The organism is Enterobacter sp. BNK-34 (genome assembly GCF_048684445.1).
In the GTDB taxonomy this organism is placed as follows: Bacteria; Pseudomonadota; Gammaproteobacteria; order Enterobacterales; family Enterobacteriaceae; genus Enterobacter; species Enterobacter pseudoroggenkampii.
Window position 1 is genome coordinate 38,774 of the sequence record NZ_JBLQUA010000001.1, and the last position, 22,179, is coordinate 60,952.

Here is a 22,179-nt window from a genome sequence, read left to right on the forward strand (position 1 = left end):
AAACCCGCCGGGTGGCGGGTTCATTTTATTAAGTGCGACTATCTAACGGTGGTAATTAAATTCGTGAAGTAACGCGGGGTCGCTAATCAAACAGGCCTTAATCAAAACGATTGAAGCTTCCAATAATGAATTATCCCTTTTCGCGTCAGGCTTGAGGTATTTTCCACCGTGGAATAGGTTATTCCGGATAAAGGGAACCTGCTGCAAAGCATCGTCAAACGTTACCGTAGCTATAACTGGCGCAGCTTCCCAGGAGAGGTCTTCCTTTTGTCTTTTCACTGGCTCACGGCACAAATATTCTACAGCGCCATCAATAGCTTTAATTTTTGTAGGATAAACGATCGCCGGAGAATAATTCCCCCACTCAACACCGGTAATATAGCCCCTTTGGACTCTTTTTAAACCGCGCATTTTTAAAGCATGTTCAAAACGGGAAAAATAATTGAAAAAAGATGATACGAGTTTGGGGTCGATGCCTCCAAGCACCTTTTCAAAATCAGGCTCTACAAACGAATCAAGTGGATTAGTTTCTTCGGTCATTAGCCATCAACCTTTTTACACGGGAAAGATCCGATGATTTTCGGCGCGTCCATGCTGTTCTGCAGCAGTTGGACGTTCAGGAAAGCTTTTCCGTTACGCTTCACAAACTCAAAGCCGTAATTGTTACCATCACGCGAAGGCATCAGGCCCATGTCCATTTTCATGTTTGAGTAGTCACCATCTTTTCCCAGAAATTTTATCTTCTGTGATGTGACAGTTTCACCGTTAATAACAGTCATTCCGTCACCGGTCATCGTGTAATTGCCGCACTGAATTGCAGCCATCGCCGGAGCAGTAACCATCATAACTAACGCCAAACAGAACCGTTTCATTAAAGCCCTCTTTCCCTCGCTGATGAGGAAACAAGATCCGCCGCACCACGCGCTTCGCACATCATATCCATGTACCACGCCTGGCCCCTTGTGTCGCCAGTGTACATAATCCCGCGCACAATATAAACGCCATCCGTTGCGATGCTGGCAGGCTGCGCCGTGGTGCCGCTGAGCGTGATATTTCCGTCTGTGTTCTGGTCGGTGATCTGCCCACCAGCCATAGCGATATCGTTGTTCGACAGCGCGGTGCGATACACGGAAGCCTGATCCAGCTGAATAAGCCCGTTAACCCGGATATTCGGGTTAATCAGCGCGCGGACGTTTACGCCATTGCCGATGGTCTGCTGCGGCATGCCGATAAGCCCGGTGGCGCTATTGAGCACAATCGCGTCGTGAACATACTCGTTATTCGCCACCATCTGGCGCTGCCCGTCCACGAACTGCCATGTTGCGCCACATTGTCCGGCCACGTTATCCATAAGATGCCGAGTCATGCCGAACAGTACCCGGCCCCGGGGGAACACAGTAGCAGGCATTTCAGGCGTCAGGCCTTCGGTCGCGCCTTTGGCCTCGAAGTCTTTCATCAGCGCGCGGTTCACGTCTGCTACCGTGTAACCGGCTGCCAGCGTCTGCGAGGTTATGCTTGTGGCAAAAGCCAGGTCCGTATCGGCTGCCTGAATCAGGACGTAGGAATCAATAGGGCTGTCTTTACCGGTGACTGAGTAGCGAATTTCGCCGCTGAAAATCAGACCGTAGTTGCGGCCATCGCTCTGGCCCACGTCCGCCGCGTCGACTTCGCGCACGGTCCCGACGTCGCTTGCCGACACCTCCGGCGCGATACCGTCGTAACCGGCAATCAGCCGCACTTTCGAAAACTCCTTCCCGGTGATGCGGTTCACCGTATCAGCTGACAGGTTGTAGATTTTGAACGTACCCACCCGCGACGCGCTGCTGATGTTGAACCAGTCGATCGTAAAGGTCACTTTAAAATCGCTGAGCTCAATACCCTGCCCGTTCTCGTCCAAGAGCTGCAGCTCGAAATGTCTCATCCAGTTCTGTGACATGCTTACTCCGTTGATACCAGTAAATGACTGCGGCCGCCCAGGTCGGTTTTCGTCGGGTAATCCTGTGTGCTGTCATCACAGACCACCACCAGCTTAAAGCCGAGGCCCATATAGCCGTACTGCGCCAGCAGGTCAGCGCCGGTGACGAGAGGAATACCGGAGATTACCGGCTCCCCTCTGTCGTTCTGCAGATCCATAATCCAGTACAGATCGCGCCATATGATGCTAATCCGCCAGGTGGTCCCCGCCAGGATGATGCTGAATTGCTGGTTATCCGCTGTCAGCGGGATTTCCTGAATTGCCATTAGCCGAGCCCCAGTAATGACGCCGCGTTACCCGTGATGCTTTTCAGCAGCGAGGTATTTGGCGGCTTTGTGGTTTTGTTGCCGGTATTCAGTACCGCCGACGTGCTGGCCCCGTCCTTCATGTTGGTTTTATCCGCGACGGTGATCTGCTGCGTCTGCGAGATAAGAACCTCCCTCAGGGTGAGGACGGCAGACAGGACGTTTTCGGTTGTCTTGTCTGTCGTCACTTCCAGCGCGCGGATCAGCATGTTGCTGTACAGCCGTTTGCCGGTCACCACATCGAAAGGAATACGGCTCGCCTGCAGGTCGAGTATCTCCTGATACGTCTGCTGGGGACTCAGACCGAGCAGGCTGGTAGCCGTCAGGTTACTGGCAAAATCCAGCAACGATCCGCCACCAGCGAAACCGACCTCCATCACCACTTCAGACGGTTTTTTGTAGGCATGGTCGGCGATAGCGGCCCCGACCTCGACAGGATGCTCGGTTATCTCCAGCGTGTCGGTATGCTTCTCAGAAACAACCACGCTGGGGACAATCATCCCTATTTTTCGGCTCTGCTGCTGAAAGAGCGTAGAGAGAATATCCATTAGCCCACCTTCGTTTGATTACCGCGCATTACCTGGGCGTTTGCCGACTGCTGCCGACGCTCGACCTCGGTACCGACAGAACGCGGGTCACCACCACCGTAGATGTGGTAAGTGTTTTGCTGGTTCACGTTCGCCCCGCCAATTCCCGCGACGGCAGCCTTCCCGATTAACTCCTTCGAATAGATGTTTCGCCCATTCTCATGGTGAATAATGCTACTCATTAATGCCGACATCGTTTGTGGGTCGTTAATATTTAAAGCGGCCTGCGGATTTACTCCCAGACGTTGGGAAACCGCCTGTATATAGGCTGCTGTGTTGTTATTGTCGGAAGCGGGCGCCCAGGTGGAGATAATTTTCTCCACGCTGTTTATCCCTCTCCCGGCATACAGCAAGAGCTGGCGCGAAAGAGCGCGCAAGCCATCAAAGGCGGTTTCGAATCGGGCAAACCTGCCGCCGGGGCGCTCAAGCTCAGCCCCCGCCTGACCAGCAAAATTAAGGTTTCCGGGATTATTGTTCCGTTCGCCTCGCTTTGCAGCCTGTCCTATCTGATCTGGCTCATCATCACCAAACCAGCCGCGCACCGTTCGGCCCACGCTGCGAGGATCGAATCCCCAGTGCTCTTTAATCCAGTCGGCGGTACCGTTGGCGCTGTCTGTTACCATCGGCATCGCTGACGGATTTTCGCTGCCCTGATTAAGCATCTGTTTGCCGATGCTGGCGGCATCAGCCCAGCGGCCATCTTTAATGGCGTTAAGCAGGTCGGCGATCATATTCAGCATTTTGCTGAACTCGCCCATCTGGTCGATAAAGTTGCTGAAATCCCACTTCAGGGACCATGATTTGGGGTCAATATTGAGCAGTTTCGCCAGCGCTTTCGCCAGTTCGTTAACGGTCGTTTTAAGGTCACGAACCATCTTCAGCGCGGCGTCTACTTCCGGCTTCCACTTGCCCCAGTCAATCAGGCTGTCCCCGCCTTCCTTCCAGGTCTGATAGTCCTCCCACAGAAGGGCAATCCCCGCCGCCAGCGCGGTAATGAGGCCAATCGGCGACATCCAGAACGTACTGTTCAGAATGCGCAGCGCAATCGTCAGCGCGCCGAACAACGAGATCAGATCCCGCGTTTGCTTATCCAGCGATTGCCACCAGTTGATAAGGCTGGATGTCCCCTCAATAAGCCGGAAGAATAGCCGTCCGATAATGTCCCCAAGCGCCAGAATGCCTTTTATGGCTTTCGTCAGGGTCTGCTCGATGCGCGGGAAGTTATCGAGGATGTGGCGGCGCAGCGTGTCCAGCGAACCCGCCAGACCACCAGCAAGATTAGAGCCGATTTTGTCACGGGCCATGCCTGCCATCGCGCCGAACTCGCGCAGGGAGGTCATGAATTTGTTGGAGCTTCTGGCCGCCTCGTCAGCATTGAAGCCGATAGCTTTCGCCATTGCGCTGTACTGCCCGGAGAAACCGCCCACACCCCGGCGCATCGCCATGAGGGTATTTTCGTCAATACCCAGCATCTGCGCATACTGGTTAGCCCGGTAATACGGCATGCTGCTGAGCTTCTGGCCGACACCCGTAAAGATAGCGGCCATGTCGCGCATGTTGCCGCTGGCGTCACGGGTCTGTACGCCCAGGCGATTCAGGAAGCCTTCCGCGCCGGGATTGTTACGAACAAACCGGGAGAGGCTTTCCAGAGAGGTGCGCGCCGCGTCCACGCTGCCGCCCACCTGCGAAACCGCATAGCCAATAGACTGAATCCCCTGAACCGTCGCGCCGGTGCGCTGTGACGCCCAGTAGAGATTATCCAGCCCCGAGGCGATCTTAGCCGTGAAGGCCACCACGGTAAGCGCGGCACCTTCGACGGCCAGCCCCATTTTGATGGCGTTTGCGGTTGTGCCGGCGAGAACAGAGTCGAACTTTGACGCGCCCGCTTCATCGATATCGAATCCGAGCGAGACGAGGAAATCTTTAATAGTCTCAGCGTTCATTATCCTCTCTCCATTTCTCAATACGGCGCTGGTTGTCTGCCTTAACGGCCAGGTGGTCATTCATCAGCGCGATATCGCACAGATCGACTGATCCATCCTTCAGCGCGTAATAAGGGATTAACCCGGCGTCAACCGGGTCAAGGAGATAAGACAGCCCGTCAGGCAGGCTGTTGAGGGTTAACCCTGAGGCTGGTCCGGCGTCGCGCTGGTAGGGCTCACGGGCAAAAAATTTCCCAGTGAATCGGCGACCACCCGCGCCACCAGCTGCAGCATGGTCAGCAGGTCGATATCATCGAACATCAGCTGACCGCTGTTGAATACCGGCGTCCATCCGTCCATGTGCTTGCGTGATACCACGGCCAGGCACGGATGAATAATCGCGTTGGTATCTTCTTCAGTCAGGGAAGACAGTTCCTCAGCGATGCGCGGGAGCAGGGTTTCAAAAACCGGTTTCAGCTGATCGAATTTCACGGTGTCGATTTTGCCATCAGCAGGCAGCTGGGAGCGAATGCTCCCGAAATCTGACATCATGCCCGCCAGCACCGGCAGCAGTTTGCGGGTCACTTTCAGCTGGTCAAAAACGCTGAGTTTTGCCACGCGGTAATCGTGGCCTTTGATTGAGCATTCCATCTGTTAAAACTCTCCGAGAACCTGGTCGATTTTGCCGCAGTCAAACACCCAGGGCATCGTATTACCGGCTTTAGCGTTGGCGTTATCCGGCTGTTTCTGGAACGCCACGCTGCGCGCCGTGATGATGTCTCCGCTCACCTTGTTGCGGATCACAATGACGTTGTTTCCCCAGGTACCTGAGGACTGACTCTGCGCGTTGTACGCCAGCGACAGCTTTTTGTTTGTCGGCGAGGTCTTCAGCAGGTTGACGGTTACCGTGCCGCTTTTATCCGCGTGCAGGCTGTGCATCACTTCGCCGTCAGCGCCGATGGTCATGGTATTTTTGGGGCCGCCCATTGCAACGGTGATCCCCTCCTCTGAACTGGCGGAACCGTAGCCCAGATCAATCTCACCGGTCGGGCCGGAGAGGGACGCCGTGACGTCCATAAAAGAATAAGTAGCCATTCATGTTCTCCTTAGCGAACGACGTTGATCTGCACATCAGCGAAATGAACCGCACCCGCCAGCTTACAGGCCACCTGAATAACCGGTGCCTTACGTGCTTCACGGTCTGCCTGCGCCTGCTCGGAAATCGGCTGCGCGTAGACGTAATAGCCTTTTGTCAGCGTGTCGCCGGAATCCAGCTGCCCAATCGGGCCACCGTTCCATACGCCAGCAGCCACCAGCCCGTTCGTGACGGACTGATCCATCGACTGTTCAACATTGGAAAGCAGGCGCGTAACGCCAGCATCGGTCTGTGGGACTTTGGTTGTGCTGGTGTAGAGCAGGTTGTACAGGTTGGTCTGAACGTAGTTCTGCAGCCAGTCGAGCCCGTGGCGTTCGTCGAAGAAATCACCGCTGGACATTACGCCCTGCTGCAGGATGGCCGTATCGTTCTGGTAGTACACAAATACGTTGCAGTTTTTGGCATCCAGCGCCGCCGCCTGATTGGTGGTCAGGGTTTCATAGGTGATCCCCGGCTCCTGCTTGAATTTCAGGGTAATGGTGGTGTTGCTGCCGTTGAAATTCACCGTGAACGCGCGACCAAATGCAGACAGTGCGGCGTACTTGCTGCTGGTGGAATACTGCACAAACGTGCGAGCGTATTTTGCCGCCTTCAGCTTATAAGCCAGGTCGGTAGTGGAGGTCGCGTTTACCGTCTCAGGCTCTGCAGTGGTAATCGCCAGAATTCGGCTGAGACTGGAGGCCTCAATCGCAGCGGCCACGCTCAGCCAGTCGGCATCGTCGATATCTTCATCGTCAGCCACGGCCAGACCGTACCAGTTCGTGTAATTCAGAACGGCGTTCACCGCCTGCAGCAGCGTTTCCGTCGAACCGCTTTCAGCCGATACCAGCGTTTTAGCCCAGCGACCGACATACACCTGCTGCGGTTTCGGTGATTGCGAGAAATACACCGTAGCGGCTTCATATTCCGGGCTATCCACGCCGAAATCTGTGCCGATATCTTCCGGGGATGAGTAGAGGCGAATGCGCTCAGAAACCGGGATAACCGTTGAGCTCCCGAGAATGAGCAGCGAACCAAAGTTTCGACCAGTAGCCGCACGCGGCCCAATGATCACGTCGACATTAACGACGTTAGATACAGGTAATCCCTGCGGCATAATTTAGTCTCCGAAAAATGAGACGGGCGCATCTTGCAGCGTCCGGACGTTGTAGGTACGAATGTTTTTGCGGGACAGCGTGATGGTGAGGTCGTAGCGCCTCACCCACTGGTTATTAATGAGCTCTGGCAGGTTGTAGATAGTCCCGGCCTCCACCAGCGAAAGTCCCGAGCGATTCAGCTCAGCGTTGTTTTGCTCGACGAATATTCCCGCGCGGAAAGTTGATGCAGTGTTGGCCCCCAGAGGGCCATAGAAGCAGCAAATCACCGTTACCTGTTCCCATGTCCATTGCTCGGACTGTTCTTCCGAAACCTGAACATCGGACTGGCTTAACGGCTGGGGAACGGTAGTGATACCGAAGGCGCACCACGTCACCCCGTTGTTTGGGATCTGCGGCTGCGGGTCAGTCCATCGGGGGAAAACAAGCGCGGCCGGCAAGCCAGAAACGCCACGAATCCACCGGCTGATTTCACGCTCCAGCGCCTCGTCATACTGGGGGCTATCCCCGACAGGCGTCAGATAACCGCGCGCGGTGCTGTCGTTACTCAACTGGCGTCCCTCCGTTAAAGTCCACCAGCTCACAATGCGCCTGGACGAATCCGGCGCCGTAACTGGTGTACGGATCGACAAATGTCACCCGGTAAGCACGCCCGTTATAGCTCACGATATCGGCATCAAGTCGCGGGGCGCTGTCTGAACCGGGCTGGCCCTGGGTTAATCTGAACTGCGTCACGATGAGGATCGCGCCGCTGATGTTCTGGCCTGCCGCCATTCGCCTGGCTTCCAGAGAACGGTCAACCGTCACCACGCCAGAGAATGGGATATCCTGAGCTGTGTTTTTCGTGAAATTGTCCTCATCCACCGTCTGAACCTGCCGGTGACACACCAGACTGGTGTCCATGAAGTCGGGATCGAGAAGAACATCGCTCACATCGAGAAGAGGCATTATTTTTTCCTCACGACGTAGTTAATTGAACGCAGCAGGTATCCGTGGGCATACAGCGGCTTGTCACCGGGAATGCCTTCGGCCCTTCTGCGTTCTAGGGTTTTCTCAGAAAGCGGGTGCAGCCGGTCACCAGCACCGATAACGGCTTTTGCAGCGTCACGGGCAATCTGTCCGGCGCTCTCCAGCTCACGCATTGCTGCTTCAGTCTGCCCCTCCAGCGCGGCGGTTGCCGCTGCCTTCAGGTGCGCAGTGGTTCGGGGTTTTGAATCCTCGATCCCCATATCCAGAAAAGGACGCGGGGGAAGCGTGACCGTTGTACCGTCGATTTCCACCGTTGCGCCCGTCGAGTGGAGGTAGCCCAGTTCCGCGTTATTAATCGGAGAGCCATCCTCACGTCCTGCCTTGTCCTCAGGTATTCCTACCAGCACATCCATTCCGGATAGCTGGCGGAGGGATTCCAGAACAGCCACGGCGTTATCAGCGCGAACCGTTAACCCGCTTTTCATAGCAGCTGCCTGCCACCAGCACCGAACATCGACCACCACCAGTAGAACTCGCGCCCGTAGGCGGTGCTGTTCCAGAAACCGGCATCCGGATTGATTACCCCGGACACGTCATAGCTCACTGAAACCTTATCCACGGACTTAGAGGACACTACACCTGCAGCGCCGTTGCTGTTCACACCACCAGCGGCAGCGGCGGCCAGCGTGCGGCCACGCAGCTCCGTATAGTGAGCTGTGAATAGCTCGGCCAGGTAGACGAACTGATCGCCCTGTACGTCCTGATTCAGGAGTGAATCGGCCTGCCCCAGATAGAAATTCACTGAGGGGTCAGGGTAGCGGGTTTTATCGGCGAACTCGGGAAAGTCGGTGCGGAACTGCTCGTTAGTCGGAAGCCTGCTGTTTTTTGGCATTTTTCGCGTCCCCGCCGGTGTTATCGGTTTTGTCCGTGCTGTCGGCAGGTTTACCGCCTGCTGGTGCCTGAGCGGCTGCCAGCTGCGCTTTCAGGTCTGTATTTTCATTCCCCAGCGCTGTGATGGTTTTTTCATGCTCAGCCAGCTGCGCTTTCAGGGTGTTATTTTCTTCTGCCAGGAGAACGAGGCTCGCGGAAAGGTCTTCATTGCTCTGCTCGTTCGCCAGGTCGGCTTCGTCAATCGGGCGCGCATAGGCTTTAAAGGCCCAATGGTCCTTAACTTCTTTCGGGAAAGAGGAACTGTCATGGATGCCCTGAGACAGCTCAAATTTAGAACCGTCGGCAAAGCTGAGAGTCGCGCCACCGGAAACAACGTATTTCATGTTTTTGCTCCATAAAAAAGGCGAGTTTCCCCGCCTGTTTCAGGTTAAGACGCCGGAACGTCCAGGTAAGAGATCGTATTGGAATACGGGGTTTCCACCTGGCCCAGCTTGCCGTAGTAAGTGGTCAGCTGCTGCAGGCCGCGATACTCCAGCGGAGTGTTCAGCAGAGGAACCATAGGGAAGCGAACGTATTTTTCGTCCTGGGTGTAAGCAACGATACGATGCGCGCCACCAGCGCCACGCTTGGAGGCCCACTTCATGGATACGATCTCCAGTGGTGTGCCGTTTTCCTGAAACGCGATGGTGTTAATCTTCACGTATTCCAGCACAGAGATATTCCCTGCAGAGGAAACCTTTTTGCTCGCCAGCAGGCCGAACAGCTCCGGCGCCAGACCGATTTTCGCCGGGCAGACCGCATAACCAGAACGAACCCAGCCATCAGACAGTACCAGGTTGATATCCTGAACAATCACATCCGGATCGGTGGTTGCGGTCCACGCTGCGGCGGCAGCAACAGGAGTAACATCCGGCAGGTTCAGCAGTCCAGCAACGCCGAGCTCGTTATCACCGATATAAACCTGTTCGTCGGTGTCCATGTTCCACTTCAGCTTCATGCCTTCGTATTTCTGGACATCAACCGGACGGCCGAGTTTCTGGGCAGAAATAAGCTCCGGTACCGTCCAGCTGATTTCCTGGCCCCACAGGGTGAGGTTGTTACGGGTAGGCTGAATATCGAGCTCGATACCAGGAATGGCTGTGGCTTTTTTACCGATCCAGTTTTTACCGTTAGGGTTTGGACCACCAACACCGACGAAACTGGTATTAGTGAATGATGACACTTCATCGGCGATAGAAATGTCGCTGCGCAGCGGCATGTCGCGTGACCATTTGTAGGACACTAAAGGCATGTTTAGTGCCTGATCCATACGCTCCAGCTCGCCGATGAGAAATGCGCCGGTGGAGTCGATGGTCGCTCTGTCAAATGTAAACATTACTTATTCCCTCAGATGTTATAAGCGATTTCAATACGGCCATCGGCTTCACCCGGCCCCATGACCTCTGCATTTGGCAGCTGAGGTGTATTTGATGCGGTAGAGTCCGGCGACAGCACAAAGGAGCCAACCGGGCTTTGAGTGGTACCACCAGCCACGCGAACGTAAACCGGATCGCCTTTTTTCGCGGTCGCCGCGTTGCCTGCTGTAGCAGTTACGCAGATGTAACCGCGTTTAAGGTTGTCACCAACCTGATTAGCCGTCACACCGATGTAAGCAAGGTCCAGAGCAGAGGTGATCGGGAACGGTCGAACCAGAATCCCTTTCACTTTGCTGATGGTGTCGCCAGATTCCAGCGGAACGAATTTATCGTTCACGTATTTACCAGCCAGCCCGTAGGACGCGAACTGCTTCGTGTGGTCCAGGCTAACCGGCTCGATGGTGAGATCACGAGGACGGGTAACGCCCCCGGCAATGCCCAGGGGCATGCGCGTTAAATATGCAGTACCTGCCATGATGATTTACCTTATTTGTTTTTTGCCCAGAATTCGGCGTTGACCTTGTTCAGTTCTGCCGGGGAAAGGTGTTTAGTGCTGATTCCGCTGTCCGTAGTGCGGGTAATGTTATTCAGCGGGGTCAGCTGATTTTTCGCCTTATGCAGCGCCACAGCGGCAGTAAACACCGCGTCGACCGTAGCCTTAGGCGCTTTGTAGAAATCATCCACCCCGAATGATTTCAGGCTGTCACCGGTGCGCATTGCATGATTCAGAACCTGACGCTTAAGGCTCTTATCGCCAGCAGGCTGGAAGCCAGGGCAGATAATTTCCGCATCGGCGATCAGGTTGCGCTTAAAGGCTGCGTCACCCGTCACTTTGCGGTTTTCTTCTTCGTCTTCGTCGGTGGTCATGTTGCCAGGGTCAGGATCGCCGTCGGTGGTTTTACCCTCCAGCTTTTCCAGGCGAACCAGCAGCGCTTTCGCCCAGGCCGGGATTTCTTCATCGCCGGTGCCGGTTTTGTCTTTGTTCGGATCGCCTTCGTCCGTAGTGGTGCGATTGCCTTCAGGTAAGGCTGTGGCCTGTGAAGGAATGTTGATGGTGATAGAGGAACCGGGGATTGAAGGCATGCCATCAGACGGCATATCCGGCGCTTCGTCGATGAGTTTTGCCAGTGCATCCTCATCTTTCGTCTTAATGGCCTGAGCCAGTTTTTTAAGCCATGACATTACAGGCTTCTCCTTTGTTGTTGATGGGATGGAATCCCCGATTGCACAGCGGCCACCAGCACGCCCCCGGTCGATTCCGACAGCGAGGTGGTTACCTGTGATTTGGTATTGCTTGCCCTTACCGGGTGCCAGCTGCTTGTACTGCGCGTCATAGCCACAGCTGACATCGGTCAGGCCAGAATTCACCGCGTCGATTGCTTCCTGCCGTTTAATCAGCACGTCAGCAATGAGCAGATCCGATTTATCGCCGGTGCCGCGCCGGACGTTCTGAATGTGTCCGTGTGCCAGCTCTGCGAAGTTAGAAGGGTTCACGAAAACGATGTTGCCCAGACTGTCCTCTGGATGCCCCAGCGTGACGGCTACGCCCTCAAAGCTCGCCATCGTCTCCGGGGAAAACACCTCGTCTTCTGTTCGCCAGACTGTCACCGTGCCGGTGCCGTCCGGTTCAAGGTCGATTTCCTCAGGTAAATAGACCTGCGTCCCTGTGCGTGCGATCGGCACGTCTTTACAAAGCAGAGAGCCGTCCGCCTGCAGATAGCGCGTTTCGCCCAGGCGTGTAGTGAAGAAATATTTCATGGGTTACCTGCTCGATTACGGGCAACAAAAAGGCCGCCCGGAGGCGACCTTGTGAGATGGGAAAAATGTTCGAAATAACGGGCTATTTAACATAAGGGTTCTTACCCGCACCGACGAAAATGGACTCGATTAAAATGTCCCCTTAAAGCCGTAAAAGTAGCGATTAACTGGGCTGAAAATCGGTCTTTTCGAATACAACATTTTCATAACATTTCGCGGATATTGCAGTTCGCATGAAATGAATGCTCAAAGCCGTATTTTTCATTTTCTCGGTGCTGGAATCTGTACTTCAGGCCAGCATTTGCAGTTCGGCAAACATCCGGCGTGTCCGGTCATACCGTCCAGCGTCGGCGGGTTATCCCAACGCACAAATTTATCTTTCATCTTGCGGTGAGAATCCCGCGTTCCGGCCCCCTCAATACGCCACCAGTAGCCCTCTGAGCCAACCGAAAGGGCTCTGGCCTGCGTCAGCGCGCCGGTAGCTCGTCCAATCTCTGTACGGGCAATCAGCTGCGCCCTGCTGGCGGCCACGTCACCGGAGGCCATGATCATCTCGTAGAGCTCGTCCGGGCGTTCACCCGTGATAACCGCCTGCATTGCGCGCTGTTGTATGTCCATCACGCGATCGGCTGCTTCCAGCGGCAGGGACTTCATCAGCTGAATCTGGCGGTACACGATATCCTGCGCCACCTGCCCGACGGGGGTATTACCCACCACATCGCGCAGCCCAGCGCCAATTTCCTCTGATACCGATTTCCACTGATTCCATTCCTCCTGCTCGACCTGGGCAAACATCCTTCGCCCAACCTGCTCTGCCCAGTCGCTGATTACCTCGGAATAGTCCACCAGCGTTTTCGAAATGCTGTCAGCGCTGGCCTGTGAACCATCGTAGGTACCATCGACGATCTGCCCTATCTGGTTTGCTATCGCCAACAGGCTTTTTCGATACTGGATCTCCGAACGACGGCGGAGGGATGGTTTCAGGTTCATCCTCCTGCCACTGGGCCTTCGCATCTTCTATGTCCTCGTCAGTGATAGAACCACCGATGCCAATCACATCAGAAATGTTCCTGAGGTCGTTAAGCGCTGCTGCAGACGTCATCCCGAGCTCACGAACGGCGGTACCGAGTGCGGTAACCACATTGTTCGCCATCGCTGCACGGTCCACATCTGACATCTCCCAGAGCTTGTTAAACTCGAATGTAAAATCGTCAGGCAGTGGTTCACCGAACAGAGAGCGCCAGGAGATATCGAGCAGCCAGCGGATATGTCGGCGTAAGCGTCTCTCCTGCAGCGAGTTAACCCGGCTGTAGTAGTTTTCCAGATCGCCGTCGCCGGTGTTGAAACCTGCAGGGGACTGCCCGAACAGACGGACGAGAGGAATTCCCGTCGCGCCGGAAACCTGCTCAGCAAAGCGCAGAAGGACATCAGCGATACCCGCAAACGTATAGCTGTGGGTTTCGAACTTATCCTTACCATCCATGATGGTCATGCCTTCGATGGTCTGGAACTGACGTATCATGTCCAAGTGCTTCATCAGCGCCTTTTCAAGGTCGCCTCCGGTAGCAAGAATCTTGCGCAGGTCTTCAATGCTGTAGGTCCGCAGATGCGCTTTGTGGATCAGCTGTGTGGTGCCGACCGTCGCAGTATCAAACGCCTCGATACGCTCGAAAATACGCTCCACAACAGACATCCCCCAGCCGTTTTCCGTCTGGGCCTGCTGGAAAGGAAGCGTATCGCCCTCCATGCGGATAACGCGGCTATGGTGGATCTTCCAGGGGGGAATCCCCTGCTGGTTCGTGATTACCTTGTAATATTTCGGTTTCCCAAAATCGGGACCGTAATCGGTAACGAGATCGTAATAACTCGGGTTAACCATCCAACGGTCAAGGCTCATCACGCCCTTAAACTGCCCCTCTTTGATACGATCCAGCTTTAGCGGGGAGGACATATCCTGCCCTTCAAGCAGGACCACCAGCACCGCGCCACCGTACAATCGTGACCATTTGAGGTTATCGTTAAGCCCATCCCATATAGCGAGCTCATCCCAGAATGTTTCGAGCTTGCCCTTTTGTCCGGGTTTCAACTTTGAGCTGATGTTAATTCCCTTGCGGGTCATATCATCGGCCATCGCATCCACACCGGCACCAACGAGGAACGATGAACGATACGCAAACTCCAGCATCACCCTGTTACGGCTGATGTACCCGGGCATGTACATTCCGCCCGTCTGTATGTTTCTGGTGTCGCTGCCAAGTTTGGCCGTGAAATTGTTGTACCCGTCAGCTGTCGCAACGGGCTTTTGTGCGCCGTTCTGGCGTTTCTTACGGGACATGTCACGCTCCGGCCAGTTTGGCCCAATTATCAAGAGAGGAATCCATCGGCGCGTAGTTAATCATTACGGCGTCAGCGAGGTTCGGCGATTTTGTGCCTTCCGGCTGTTTATCCACGAGGATTTTACCGACGGCGTTTTTCGACCACGTAGGCTGTGAAAGCTCCATCAGCAGGCGGTCAATATTTTCTATCTCGCTGCTTATCGAAATGATTTCGTCGGGGTTATAGTCCATCCCGTTTAGCGCGCGGAAGGTGTTACGAAACAGCTTGCGAAGATGCCACCAGCTCTGTGCTTTCGCGTTCGCGAAGAAGTCTTTATTCAGGCGTGCCGCTTTTCCGTTATCGCCAGGAACGGCTTCATCTTCCGGATCGAATACGCTACCGCTACCACGGAAAGGCGTAGCTGTGATTGTTCCCCGGCCTTCAGCCTGCCTGAGCTCGTTTATCACGCGAGCATCGCCACGTGCACCCGCGCCCAGACCGTCCTCATCGAAACGGAACTCATCCAGACCGTAATCGTCACAGTACCCAAACGATTTAACGACAGAAGCGTAGATGTCGCTGCCAATACCAGACCATTCGTGAACGTTCTGCAGAAGGAAGCCATAGCGGCAAGAAAAGCCGTTTTTGTCTTTCCCTTCGTCTGCGATATCCATTGCGCCGAGGCGCTGGCCGCTGGGCTGAATACCCAGTTTGATATGCGCGTCGACGGCAGCCTGCACCCATTCAGAAGGAATGAGAATCCCCTCTGTGGATGCGCTGTAGTTCAGGTCCAGTTCCTGAGCAACGATAATCGGATCATCAATTTTCAGACATTCGTTGCGGTACCACTCATCATCCTTGCGCGGGTCGCTGCGCCAGTGGAACGTAAACACCGGGATATTTCCGCTGTGGCGCTTTTTAGCAAACGGGTTATTCATGCCGTTGACCGAAGAGAGGTCTATACGGCAGCGGGTGGTCTGTGATAGCGCAGCATCGATGAGAAATGGCCGTTTGAGGAATGCCGACTCATCCACAAAATAAAGCGTGGTACGGTCACCACGGCCAATGTTATCGCCAGCCTCTCCCTTAATTACCGCGCCCGTTTCCGGGAACTCCACGCGCATGTAAGGGGCATGTTTTTTGTCACTCCATGAACCGCGAAACTCAACCGGCAGCAGCTCGACAAACTTACGCGCTTTCCAGAACAGTGCTTTCGGGTCGCCGGTACTGTCGACATATTCCTCTTTACGGGAACCGAACCCGATCACCATTTCTTTGTTGAACAGGCAAAGCGAACAGGCCAGACCGATAGAGGTCCAGCTCAGCCCCATTTCTCGGCTTTTTTCTGTCAGTCCATGCTCAAGACTGGCGCGCCTGTCCATGATCCAGTGAATCCATTCCTCCTGGCGGGGGAACAGCAAAAACGGGATGGTGGCAGGCAGGCCATAATCGAGGTTACGCGGGTCCGTCGTCATACCCCAGTCGATGATGAACTGAGCTGGGTTAGTGCGGTAAAACTCACGGAGTGCCGGAAGCATTTCAGGCGCTTTCCTGATCCGCTCCAGCCTCTCCATTCTCCACTCAAACACGGCGGTATAGTCCGGTTTGCGGAAGTCAAAGGGGAACGGGATCGGCACAGAAAAATTCCTCAAAAACGCCCCGATTTAACATAATGGTCGTTACCCGCACTGGCGCAACAGCACCCATCACGCAAACAGCGTGAAGCCTCTGTTTTGAACAGAAAAGTGGTCAAATCGGGATGAATAAAACGTGCATAAAACGGGTCAAAAAGTGCATAGCGTTTTTACGGTTCGAAACGCCTGTTTTTGCAATTTTCAGCCCAGGTATTTTTTGTAGATATCGGCTGCTTCCTGCGGGGTCAGGTTCGCCGCGTCGGCTTTGGCTGCCTCGTCCATATTGTTGAACGGTTCAAAAATTTTCGGTGCTCCCAGCTCCATAAGCAGGGTTGCCGGAACTTTTACTCCCTCAGCCTCAAGCAGCTGCGCCGCCTCCAGCGCGGAGTATTTCCCGGCTACCTTGTGTTTCATCACCTCGCGAAGCACATCGCGCTGACGTTCTTCCTCGCTATAGACGCTGGTACCAAGACCGAGCACTTTTGAGAAAACAGCAATATCGTTGTGCGTGGGCAGCACATCTTCGATCGTGGTTTTCACACCATCCGGCGATGTGGTGACAACCTTCCGTTTACGAACGTCCAGGCTCTTACCGGCGACGCGGTTTATTTTCTCTCTGAGAGCTTCGCGAGCCTCAGTGAAAGCGCGCTCAAACTCGATATTCTCTTTACGCCAGCGACGGATCGTCGTCTCGTCCACACCTAAGCGCTGAGCAACCATCCGATTGCTGATTTTGCTACGGGCTAATGCCATGTCCATAACGATACCGACGTAGGCTTTTCTGAAGCTTTTTTTAGGAGCCATACTTCCGCCTAAGTCAATGTGATTATTTTTTGTTCAAAATCCAATTTCTCCGATCCGGGTGCGGCGTATCACGCGGTAAATTCTGGCGTGCAGGCCGCGTCCTCTCTGGTGCCAAGTGCGGCATATCAGAGGGGGTAAAAATGCGGCATATCCTTTTTTTCGGGAAAACTGCGATTTGATGCCCGGAGGCCGCGCAGAATGGGGAGATAGTGGATCGCCCTAATATTTCCACTATGTGGATAACTCAGTCGTCCAAATCCATCTCCACCACTTCACCGAAAAGGTGACCGTAAACGTCCATTGTGGTTTTGATGTTCGAATGCCCAATAAGTCGGGAAACCTTCAGAATATCGACGCCTTTGTTTGCCAGGCGAGATACAGCAAAGTGGCGAAGATGATGGAATCGTTTAATGCCATAGTCGTTCAGGGTTCTGACGAGAACGCCCTGAGTGCCGTAGCTGGTAGCGAGACATGCGCCGGTAAACTGGTTGCAGATAAGAGGCTCAGAGGTACCGAGTTTACTTTTATCCAGCAACGCGAAAAGCTCACGCGGCATCCGTACACGGCGCTCCACTCCTCTTTTCAGCCCCTCATGTATAACGCCGTCAACAACATGTCCCCGGATGTCGATCCAGTCGGCTGACACGTCGTTATAAGTAATCGCCAGAGCCTCACCGATGCGCAGGCCACAAATCCCGAGCCAGCACGCGATACGCTCGCGAACTGGCGCGTTATTCAGTAGCTCCCTGACCGATGATGATGGCGGTATGGTGATGGGTCGACGCTTCCGGCGCGCGGGACGGTCAACTGGGTTAAAAGTGATGAGCCGCTTTTCCACCAGCAGGAAGAAAGCCGAACGAATCCAGCGATGACAGCCGTTGCGAACCGAATCGACGATATCGCGATGGCTGATATGGAGAATATTTTTTTTCAGTATCGGCCCGTCTACAGCGAGAAGATCGTGACGGCATTTCGTATATGACGACAGCCGTATGATATTTTTTTCCAGCTTGCCGGCCTGATACCCCAGATAAAACAGAATTAACTTTCGGAAAGTCCAGGAATGGTCTATTCCGGTCCAGCTGGCGGTTCGACAATCCAGCTCGATATTCTGTTTTTGCCAGAAAAGATGTGCGGCATCATCAATATTCTTAAAGATGCGGCGGCGTCCATGACCGGATTTTTCATCCTTCCAGTGGACGTAATATTTTGATTGTCCATTGGCATCAGTGGATTCTTTTATCGAAGCCATGCTGAACAATCCTCAATCAAAAAACATTATCGAAGCCCCTCAGTAAAGGGCTCCTGTAATATCAGCTTTATAGAGGAGTAAAACGGAAATTAGTGACATATTTAGCCACCACGATAACCCGCCCTTTCATACCTTTGGTAGCTGCACAATGGTAATAATCTCCGTTCGCCTTCGGTTGGTCTTGATCCGAATAGCCGAGGATTTTTTTACCATCATTCAGTTCAAAAACTGCCTCATAAACGGTTCCCCCGGTATCGGCAGGCTCACAATCTGTTAAATGAAGGGGTGATTCAGTTTCACGACGTATATCCACGGATATTTCCTCACCGATTTTCACCGCCTCTCTTGCAGCAATTTCAGTTGCGCATGAAAGAGCGCGAAGAATATTACCTAATTCACTTTTTTCCGGGCGATAGTCCACTTCCATTACAAATGGAGAAAGCCCCGATACGGTGACTGTTATTTTTTTCATCATTGCGTTTCCTTTGAGGTGTGAGCCTGTCGTACAGAAGCACCGCCCGAGAGAGGTCGCCACCTTTAACGATGCTCCTCAGGCTCACTACTGAAAGACTCTCTGAAATGCGCGTACGAGGCGCAGAAAAAAGCCCCGCTATTGCGAGGCTCTGGTTTTCTCTATTTCACGTATCCCAGCCAGCTGGTTATTCGCTTTTTCGATAGCGGCCAGCAGTGGCTTGATCCAGAGAACAGCCTGGCAATAAGTCAGCGAGCTGGTGGAAGTGGCGCCATCACTGGCTGCGTCAGCGTTCCCGGAATCGGTGTGCATTGCGCTGGCACGTAGACGGTGCGTGTATTCGAGCAACCCACCAGCGACATCAGCAGGAACAGGCAGATCACAGGTTTTTTCACGGCGAAGAATCTCCCGGTATTCGATAACCGTGTTATCGGCGCTGGCATCAATCAGTGAATTGTTCCGGTTGGTGTAGTCGGCAATCTGATTGAAACGATTAATGTTAAAAGCTTGAGTGGCTATCACCTGCCGCTGGCCATCTACCTCTTGCTCTGCTTTTTCTGCCCTGCCACGTTGTTCGCTAACCTGCCCCAGCAGCACAAAAATAATGATTCCTGACAGCAGCAACTCAACACCCAGAAGCAACCAGGTTTTCAGGGTCATTTATCAAGCCCCCAGCACGCTAGCTCGGACTCCTGGTCACGGCGTAGAACCTGCCCGTAACAATTGTTCGAGCGGATACGACAATCGCGACCGCCGTCATAGGTCCAGCGTTTTATCTCTGCGCATGCACCGGACCGATCACCAGCATTGAGCTTTCTCCAGAACGTTGACGGCAGGCATTTTCCGGGGCCGATGTTCCACGGGCAGAAAGACGCTATGCCGACTTTTTGTGGCTCGGTCAGCGGAACTCGAACGTTTTTTTCCACCCAGGCCAAAGCTTTCGCCTGCTCTGCCTTGTCGATTTTGTCGCACTGCTGGCGAGTCAACTGCATACCCTTAACCACGGGTTTGCCGTCAACGCGAGTCACACCGCCACAAATCGTCCACACGCCACCAGCATCAGGATAAGCAACCAGGCTGGTGCCTTCTTTTTCATCCTGAAACTGACTCATTAGCACCGGCGCAGTGGCGCCGGCAGCCAATAGCCCAAGCATGGCAGCGCTGAGCTTGCTTTTAGTTGATGCCATGATTAGTTGTCCTGCGGTGGAGGGGTTACATAGCCACGCGCCAGCGCTGCCTCATAGGCTTTTGTCTGGCGGCGTTTGAAGTAAAAGTTAACGAAGAAAGTCAGCAAGCCAATAACGAAGCCGCCGACGACTGCGACAAGGTTCCAGTCAAGGTCATGTATCCATTTAGCTATGCCACCCCAGCAAATGAGGCCGCCGGATGTACAGTACCCCGCTATCGATGCGATTTTGTCAGGCATAGTTCTGTGCATTCCACACCTCCGGGTTCGGGGTGCTGTGTGTGAAAAGAAGTTAAATTCTGCGGAAAGCGTACGAAGCGACGCCCTTACGCCCTAACTGACATTCGATTGTGTTTTGCTCTGCACATTCGAAGCCCTGCTCTGCAAACCAGCGCCTGATACCTTCATCAGTGAAATACCAGATGTGCTCGTTCTTTCTGAAATGATGGGAGCGGAGAATGTCTCCGGCATCAGTGAAAATCGGGATCGACACGAACACGTATTCACTGGCCTGCTGTACCGCCAGCTCCGGCTCGTCGATGTGTTCCAGTACATCCCACATCGTCAGTGCTCGCCACTTATTGGCGTAGAGATCTGCGAATGCGCCCCGCTCGTTCAGCCAGGCAATACCGGCCGGATTAACGTCATACCCAAGCGTTCCCGGTCGGGTAGAGACGAACTGACCGGCACCGATACCAACGTCGAGAACAGGGCCGTGAAAATGGCGATCCACCAGCTCAATACGGGATTGCGTTAAAGCTCTGCCCGTTTCGGTGTCAGCCAGCTGCTGATATTTTGCGAAATACTGCTCGTCATACGGGCGTGATGCCGGAACGGGGTAACGTCCGATCCCCAGCTCCGGTAAAAATACCAGCCCGCTTTCCAGTTCCTGATAAAACGACTTCATGGAGCCAGGCCTCGAATTTATCGGAGAAATTTGAAATCCGCTTGTCGCAGTGGTGATCCCATGCTTCACAGCGGCAGTAATTGTCGGGGATTGCCCAGCCAACACGAGAAAGGTCCATCGCCGGATCGGTTACGATTTCCGGGGCGTTGTGACCACCTCGCCCACCAGCGACAACGTACACCGGCGTTTTATAGGCAATAGCAGCAGGAAGCGCCCAGCCCACCGGCGTAACCACCACGGCGGCATGCTCAATCAGGCGCATCAGCGATTTGAAGTTGAGCTGGCCGGAGTGCATGCGCAGATCTGCTTCGGGAAGTTCGCCGACGGCCCACTCCTCCCCTTCCTGCAGGTCAGCCACGCTGATTACGCAGAAATGCTTTCTCAGTAGCCGGGATGCCTGCAACAGGTATTCCGGATCAGGATTACGGGAGTCGCTGCGCCATTCACTGCGAACAGTAGCCGGACGAATTACCGCGATCGGCTTTTCAGACGTAAATTCAGCGGGTCCGTAAGAGGGCAAATCGAGTTCTGACGGCTCGGTGCCAAACTGCTGGCGCATCGCGTCAAATATTGAACCGCGCCGTAGATGATCCGGACCGTAGAAAATCCGTTTTGTCTGGCGCATATCTGGCGGCAGGTGAAAAGCGGCCTGCGTCCGGTACTCGTTTTTACGCTGCGTGCGGAGCGTTGTAAAACTGCGAACGGGCAGAACGGGCAAATCTTCATACAGTTCGGGCCAGGCGGTCCGGATATAAGTACCGGCGGGCAACTGCTTAACGAAAGCGCGCTGGTAGATGTTGTCACCCATGCCCAGCATGCCTTCAATGAATAGAGGAACGTTTAACATGCTACCTCGCGTAAAGCCTCATTGAGGCCGAGACGCCGGAAGCACTTAAGCGCTGTCTGGCGGCTACTGTTGATGATATTCACCTTACCGGTCAGCGCTCTGGCGGTATTGGCAAACTCCCCGCGCCATCGCGTAACACTCTCTGCTGTAGGATTATCCAGCCCGACGTGATCACCATGCCAGTGACTACCGCCATTAATGGAGCAGTCAAAGCCTAACAGGATGATGTTTTTCGCCCCCTGGCTGGCAGCAAACAGAATCGAGCGCTGCCCGGAGTTGAAGGCCCACCGAGTATCTGTATCAAACAGATTTAGCCCATAGCGTTTATGAGCCCGGTAATTACAGGTCCAGCGAGAGGCGGAGGACGGAAGAACATCGATGTTCTCATCCCACCAGCGCAGATCACCCGCGTAAATGTATTCACAATCAGGTACGGCTTGCCAGGTGGAGTTAACAGCAATAACCGGCAGCCCCGATCCGGAGATCAGTTCGCAATCTGATTTAGTGAGAGACGGGCCGGACGCACAAATGATGAATGTTGTCATTCGTGTTGACCTGATTCGGGAGTAATTGGTTACGGTTGCCGGTGCTTATCTTCGGCTTGTCTCTGAGGACTGCAATTAACCGTAACGGGGAGAGCACTGAGCCTACTGTGACGGGTTATCGTCACTCTTTCCCCCGAAGGGTGG

At 54.2% G+C, this 22,179-nt stretch carries 30 protein-coding genes; all 30 read right to left on the reverse strand.

Annotated elements, in window-relative coordinates; all coding sequences use genetic code 11:
- Nucleotides 1–42: 42 nt before the first annotated feature.
- The gene (locus ACMGG5_RS00230; RefSeq protein ID WP_315425522.1) at nucleotides 43–540 is read right to left on the reverse strand and encodes a hypothetical protein; all 498 of its coding nucleotides are present in this window, start codon (nucleotides 538–540) and stop codon (nucleotides 43–45) included.
- Nucleotides 540–872, reverse strand: a complete 333-nt coding sequence (locus ACMGG5_RS00235; RefSeq protein WP_219247243.1) for a hypothetical protein — start codon at nucleotides 870–872, stop codon at nucleotides 540–542. Before ACMGG5_RS00235 ends, ACMGG5_RS00230 begins: the two co-directional genes overlap by 1 nt.
- Nucleotides 872–1,936, reverse strand: coding sequence for a hypothetical protein (locus ACMGG5_RS00240; protein ID WP_420277301.1), 1,065 nt, complete (start codon nucleotides 1,934–1,936; stop codon nucleotides 872–874). Before ACMGG5_RS00240 ends, ACMGG5_RS00235 begins: the two co-directional genes overlap by 1 nt.
- 2 nt (nucleotides 1,937–1,938) lie before the next feature.
- Entirely contained in the window at nucleotides 1,939–2,241 is a 303-nt protein-coding gene (locus ACMGG5_RS00245; protein WP_023325699.1) for a phage baseplate plug family protein, read from the reverse strand.
- On the reverse strand, nucleotides 2,241–2,828 hold the full coding sequence (locus ACMGG5_RS00250; RefSeq protein ID WP_016247449.1) for a phage baseplate protein: 588 nt from the start codon (nucleotides 2,826–2,828) through the stop codon (nucleotides 2,241–2,243). Before ACMGG5_RS00250 ends, ACMGG5_RS00245 begins: the two co-directional genes overlap by 1 nt.
- A complete protein-coding gene (locus tag ACMGG5_RS00255; protein ID WP_420277302.1) occupies nucleotides 2,828–4,810 on the reverse strand; it encodes a lytic transglycosylase in 1,983 nt (660 codons plus the stop codon). The genes ACMGG5_RS00250 and ACMGG5_RS00255 overlap by 1 nt, the downstream gene beginning before the upstream one ends.
- Complete coding sequence (locus ACMGG5_RS00260; protein ID WP_023229521.1) at nucleotides 4,800–4,964, reverse strand: DUF6889 family protein; 165 nt, start codon at nucleotides 4,962–4,964, stop codon at nucleotides 4,800–4,802. Before ACMGG5_RS00260 ends, ACMGG5_RS00255 begins: the two co-directional genes overlap by 11 nt.
- Before the next feature lie 23 nt (nucleotides 4,965–4,987).
- Entirely contained in the window at nucleotides 4,988–5,440 is a 453-nt protein-coding gene (locus ACMGG5_RS00265) for a phage tail assembly chaperone (RefSeq protein ID WP_420277304.1), read from the reverse strand.
- Between the two features lie 3 nt (nucleotides 5,441–5,443).
- Nucleotides 5,444–5,884, reverse strand: coding sequence for a DUF3277 family protein (locus ACMGG5_RS00270; protein ID WP_000257260.1), 441 nt, complete (start codon nucleotides 5,882–5,884; stop codon nucleotides 5,444–5,446).
- An 11-nt stretch (nucleotides 5,885–5,895) separates the two neighbouring features.
- Entirely contained in the window at nucleotides 5,896–7,041 is a 1,146-nt protein-coding gene (locus ACMGG5_RS00275) for a DUF3383 family protein (protein WP_016247453.1), read from the reverse strand.
- Nucleotides 7,042–7,044: 3 nt separating this feature from the next.
- Nucleotides 7,045–7,590 (reverse strand): hypothetical protein, encoded by a 546-nt coding sequence (locus ACMGG5_RS00280; RefSeq protein ID WP_023150228.1) that lies wholly within the window; start codon nucleotides 7,588–7,590, stop codon nucleotides 7,045–7,047.
- Complete coding sequence (locus ACMGG5_RS00285; protein WP_023344727.1) at nucleotides 7,583–7,987, reverse strand: hypothetical protein; 405 nt, start codon at nucleotides 7,985–7,987, stop codon at nucleotides 7,583–7,585. Before ACMGG5_RS00285 ends, ACMGG5_RS00280 begins: the two co-directional genes overlap by 8 nt.
- Nucleotides 7,987–8,493, reverse strand: a complete 507-nt coding sequence (locus ACMGG5_RS00290) for a hypothetical protein (protein ID WP_047028390.1) — start codon at nucleotides 8,491–8,493, stop codon at nucleotides 7,987–7,989. The genes ACMGG5_RS00285 and ACMGG5_RS00290 overlap by 1 nt, the downstream gene beginning before the upstream one ends.
- Entirely contained in the window at nucleotides 8,490–8,900 is a 411-nt protein-coding gene (locus tag ACMGG5_RS00295; protein WP_023150225.1) for a DUF4054 domain-containing protein, read from the reverse strand. The genes ACMGG5_RS00290 and ACMGG5_RS00295 overlap by 4 nt, the downstream gene beginning before the upstream one ends.
- Nucleotides 8,872–9,282 carry an STY1053 family phage-associated protein gene (locus ACMGG5_RS00300; RefSeq protein ID WP_023150224.1) on the reverse strand — a complete coding sequence of 137 codons (411 nt, stop codon included), beginning with the start codon at nucleotides 9,280–9,282 and terminating at the stop codon, nucleotides 8,872–8,874. Before ACMGG5_RS00300 ends, ACMGG5_RS00295 begins: the two co-directional genes overlap by 29 nt.
- A gap of 44 nt (nucleotides 9,283–9,326) precedes the next feature.
- The gene (locus ACMGG5_RS00305) at nucleotides 9,327–10,274 is read right to left on the reverse strand and encodes a DUF2184 domain-containing protein (protein WP_320701067.1); all 948 of its coding nucleotides are present in this window, start codon (nucleotides 10,272–10,274) and stop codon (nucleotides 9,327–9,329) included.
- 11 nt (nucleotides 10,275–10,285) lie between these two features.
- The gene (locus ACMGG5_RS00310) at nucleotides 10,286–10,789 is read right to left on the reverse strand and encodes a structural cement protein Gp24 (RefSeq protein ID WP_047364204.1); all 504 of its coding nucleotides are present in this window, start codon (nucleotides 10,787–10,789) and stop codon (nucleotides 10,286–10,288) included.
- A gap of 11 nt (nucleotides 10,790–10,800) precedes the next feature.
- Nucleotides 10,801–12,072 carry a DUF2213 domain-containing protein gene (locus ACMGG5_RS00315; protein ID WP_016247461.1) on the reverse strand — a complete coding sequence of 424 codons (1,272 nt, stop codon included), beginning with the start codon at nucleotides 12,070–12,072 and terminating at the stop codon, nucleotides 10,801–10,803.
- Between the two features lie 261 nt (nucleotides 12,073–12,333).
- Nucleotides 12,334–12,867 carry a phage minor head protein gene (locus ACMGG5_RS00320; RefSeq protein WP_032629703.1) on the reverse strand — a complete coding sequence of 178 codons (534 nt, stop codon included), beginning with the start codon at nucleotides 12,865–12,867 and terminating at the stop codon, nucleotides 12,334–12,336.
- 70 nt (nucleotides 12,868–12,937) lie between these two features.
- Nucleotides 12,938–14,407, reverse strand: a complete 1,470-nt coding sequence (locus ACMGG5_RS00325; RefSeq protein ID WP_420277305.1) for a DUF1073 domain-containing protein — start codon at nucleotides 14,405–14,407, stop codon at nucleotides 12,938–12,940.
- A gap of 1 nt (nucleotide 14,408) precedes the next feature.
- A complete protein-coding gene (locus ACMGG5_RS00330; protein ID WP_284956231.1) occupies nucleotides 14,409–16,025 on the reverse strand; it encodes a TerL protein in 1,617 nt (538 codons plus the stop codon).
- Between the two features lie 198 nt (nucleotides 16,026–16,223).
- On the reverse strand, nucleotides 16,224–16,826 hold the full coding sequence (locus tag ACMGG5_RS00335; protein WP_032625746.1) for a hypothetical protein: 603 nt from the start codon (nucleotides 16,824–16,826) through the stop codon (nucleotides 16,224–16,226).
- Nucleotides 16,827–17,070: 244 nt separating this feature from the next.
- Nucleotides 17,071–18,078 (reverse strand): tyrosine-type recombinase/integrase, encoded by a 1,008-nt coding sequence (locus tag ACMGG5_RS00340; RefSeq protein WP_071284602.1) that lies wholly within the window; start codon nucleotides 18,076–18,078, stop codon nucleotides 17,071–17,073.
- Nucleotides 18,079–18,145: 67 nt separating this feature from the next.
- Nucleotides 18,146–18,553 carry a hypothetical protein gene (locus ACMGG5_RS00345; protein ID WP_071284601.1) on the reverse strand — a complete coding sequence of 136 codons (408 nt, stop codon included), beginning with the start codon at nucleotides 18,551–18,553 and terminating at the stop codon, nucleotides 18,146–18,148.
- A gap of 135 nt (nucleotides 18,554–18,688) precedes the next feature.
- Nucleotides 18,689–19,210, reverse strand: a complete 522-nt coding sequence (locus tag ACMGG5_RS00350) for a hypothetical protein (RefSeq protein WP_420277307.1) — start codon at nucleotides 19,208–19,210, stop codon at nucleotides 18,689–18,691.
- The gene (locus ACMGG5_RS00355; protein ID WP_063201818.1) at nucleotides 19,207–19,737 is read right to left on the reverse strand and encodes a lysozyme; all 531 of its coding nucleotides are present in this window, start codon (nucleotides 19,735–19,737) and stop codon (nucleotides 19,207–19,209) included. The genes ACMGG5_RS00350 and ACMGG5_RS00355 overlap by 4 nt, the downstream gene beginning before the upstream one ends.
- Nucleotides 19,738–19,739: 2 nt before the next feature.
- Nucleotides 19,740–19,988, reverse strand: a complete 249-nt coding sequence (locus ACMGG5_RS00360; RefSeq protein ID WP_023331998.1) for a class II holin family protein — start codon at nucleotides 19,986–19,988, stop codon at nucleotides 19,740–19,742.
- 40 nt (nucleotides 19,989–20,028) lie between these two features.
- Nucleotides 20,029–20,643: a methyltransferase domain-containing protein gene (locus ACMGG5_RS00365; protein WP_207167761.1), complete on the reverse strand. Its 615-nt coding sequence runs from the start codon at nucleotides 20,641–20,643 to the stop codon at nucleotides 20,029–20,031.
- Nucleotides 20,549–21,490, reverse strand: coding sequence for a hypothetical protein (locus tag ACMGG5_RS00370; protein WP_420277308.1), 942 nt, complete (start codon nucleotides 21,488–21,490; stop codon nucleotides 20,549–20,551). The genes ACMGG5_RS00365 and ACMGG5_RS00370 overlap by 95 nt, the downstream gene beginning before the upstream one ends.
- A complete protein-coding gene (locus ACMGG5_RS00375) occupies nucleotides 21,484–22,035 on the reverse strand; it encodes a hypothetical protein (protein ID WP_420277309.1) in 552 nt (183 codons plus the stop codon). Before ACMGG5_RS00375 ends, ACMGG5_RS00370 begins: the two co-directional genes overlap by 7 nt.
- Nucleotides 22,036–22,179: the final 144 nt, after the last annotated feature.

Bases quoted from the DNA above. Each gene is read 5' to 3' on its own strand.
- ACMGG5_RS00270 (WP_000257260.1), bottom strand. From the start codon at position 5,884: ATGGCTACTTATTCTTTTATGGACGTCACGGCGTCCCTCTCCGGCCCG.
- ACMGG5_RS00295 (WP_023150225.1), bottom strand. From the start codon at position 8,900: ATGCCAAAAAACAGCAGGCTTCCGACTAACGAGCAGTTCCGCACCGAC.
- ACMGG5_RS00310 (WP_047364204.1), bottom strand. From the start codon at position 10,789: ATGGCAGGTACTGCATATTTAACGCGCATGCCCCTGGGCATTGCCGGG.
- ACMGG5_RS00305 (WP_320701067.1), bottom strand. From the start codon at position 10,274: ATGTTTACATTTGACAGAGCGACCATCGACTCCACCGGCGCATTTCTC.
- ACMGG5_RS00345 (WP_071284601.1), bottom strand. From the start codon at position 18,553: ATGATGAAAAAAATAACAGTCACCGTATCGGGGCTTTCTCCATTTGTA.
- ACMGG5_RS00245 (WP_023325699.1), bottom strand. From the start codon at position 2,241: ATGGCAATTCAGGAAATCCCGCTGACAGCGGATAACCAGCAATTCAGC.
- ACMGG5_RS00255 (WP_420277302.1), bottom strand. From the start codon at position 4,810: ATGAACGCTGAGACTATTAAAGATTTCCTCGTCTCGCTCGGATTCGAT.
- ACMGG5_RS00250 (WP_016247449.1), bottom strand. From the start codon at position 2,828: ATGGATATTCTCTCTACGCTCTTTCAGCAGCAGAGCCGAAAAATAGGG.
- ACMGG5_RS00350 (WP_420277307.1), bottom strand. From the start codon at position 19,210: ATGACCCTGAAAACCTGGTTGCTTCTGGGTGTTGAGTTGCTGCTGTCA.
- ACMGG5_RS00375 (WP_420277309.1), bottom strand. From the start codon at position 22,035: ATGACAACATTCATCATTTGTGCGTCCGGCCCGTCTCTCACTAAATCA.
- ACMGG5_RS00285 (WP_023344727.1), bottom strand. From the start codon at position 7,987: ATGCCTCTTCTCGATGTGAGCGATGTTCTTCTCGATCCCGACTTCATG.
- ACMGG5_RS00240 (WP_420277301.1), bottom strand. From the start codon at position 1,936: ATGTCACAGAACTGGATGAGACATTTCGAGCTGCAGCTCTTGGACGAG.
- ACMGG5_RS00365 (WP_207167761.1), bottom strand. From the start codon at position 20,643: ATGAAGTCGTTTTATCAGGAACTGGAAAGCGGGCTGGTATTTTTACCG.
- ACMGG5_RS00335 (WP_032625746.1), bottom strand. From the start codon at position 16,826: ATGGCTCCTAAAAAAAGCTTCAGAAAAGCCTACGTCGGTATCGTTATG.
- ACMGG5_RS00320 (WP_032629703.1), bottom strand. From the start codon at position 12,867: ATGTTTGCCCAGGTCGAGCAGGAGGAATGGAATCAGTGGAAATCGGTA.
- ACMGG5_RS00355 (WP_063201818.1), bottom strand. From the start codon at position 19,737: ATGGCATCAACTAAAAGCAAGCTCAGCGCTGCCATGCTTGGGCTATTG.
- ACMGG5_RS00315 (WP_016247461.1), bottom strand. From the start codon at position 12,072: ATGAAATATTTCTTCACTACACGCCTGGGCGAAACGCGCTATCTGCAG.
- ACMGG5_RS00265 (WP_420277304.1), bottom strand. From the start codon at position 5,440: ATGGAATGCTCAATCAAAGGCCACGATTACCGCGTGGCAAAACTCAGC.
- ACMGG5_RS00290 (WP_047028390.1), bottom strand. From the start codon at position 8,493: ATGAAAAGCGGGTTAACGGTTCGCGCTGATAACGCCGTGGCTGTTCTG.
- ACMGG5_RS00275 (WP_016247453.1), bottom strand. From the start codon at position 7,041: ATGCCGCAGGGATTACCTGTATCTAACGTCGTTAATGTCGACGTGATC.
- ACMGG5_RS00360 (WP_023331998.1), bottom strand. From the start codon at position 19,988: ATGCACAGAACTATGCCTGACAAAATCGCATCGATAGCGGGGTACTGT.
- ACMGG5_RS00235 (WP_219247243.1), bottom strand. From the start codon at position 872: ATGAAACGGTTCTGTTTGGCGTTAGTTATGATGGTTACTGCTCCGGCG.
- ACMGG5_RS00230 (WP_315425522.1), bottom strand. From the start codon at position 540: ATGACCGAAGAAACTAATCCACTTGATTCGTTTGTAGAGCCTGATTTT.
- ACMGG5_RS00340 (WP_071284602.1), bottom strand. From the start codon at position 18,078: ATGGCTTCGATAAAAGAATCCACTGATGCCAATGGACAATCAAAATAT.
- ACMGG5_RS00370 (WP_420277308.1), bottom strand. From the start codon at position 21,490: ATGTTAAACGTTCCTCTATTCATTGAAGGCATGCTGGGCATGGGTGAC.
- ACMGG5_RS00300 (WP_023150224.1), bottom strand. From the start codon at position 9,282: ATGAAATACGTTGTTTCCGGTGGCGCGACTCTCAGCTTTGCCGACGGT.
- ACMGG5_RS00325 (WP_420277305.1), bottom strand. From the start codon at position 14,407: ATGTCCCGTAAGAAACGCCAGAACGGCGCACAAAAGCCCGTTGCGACA.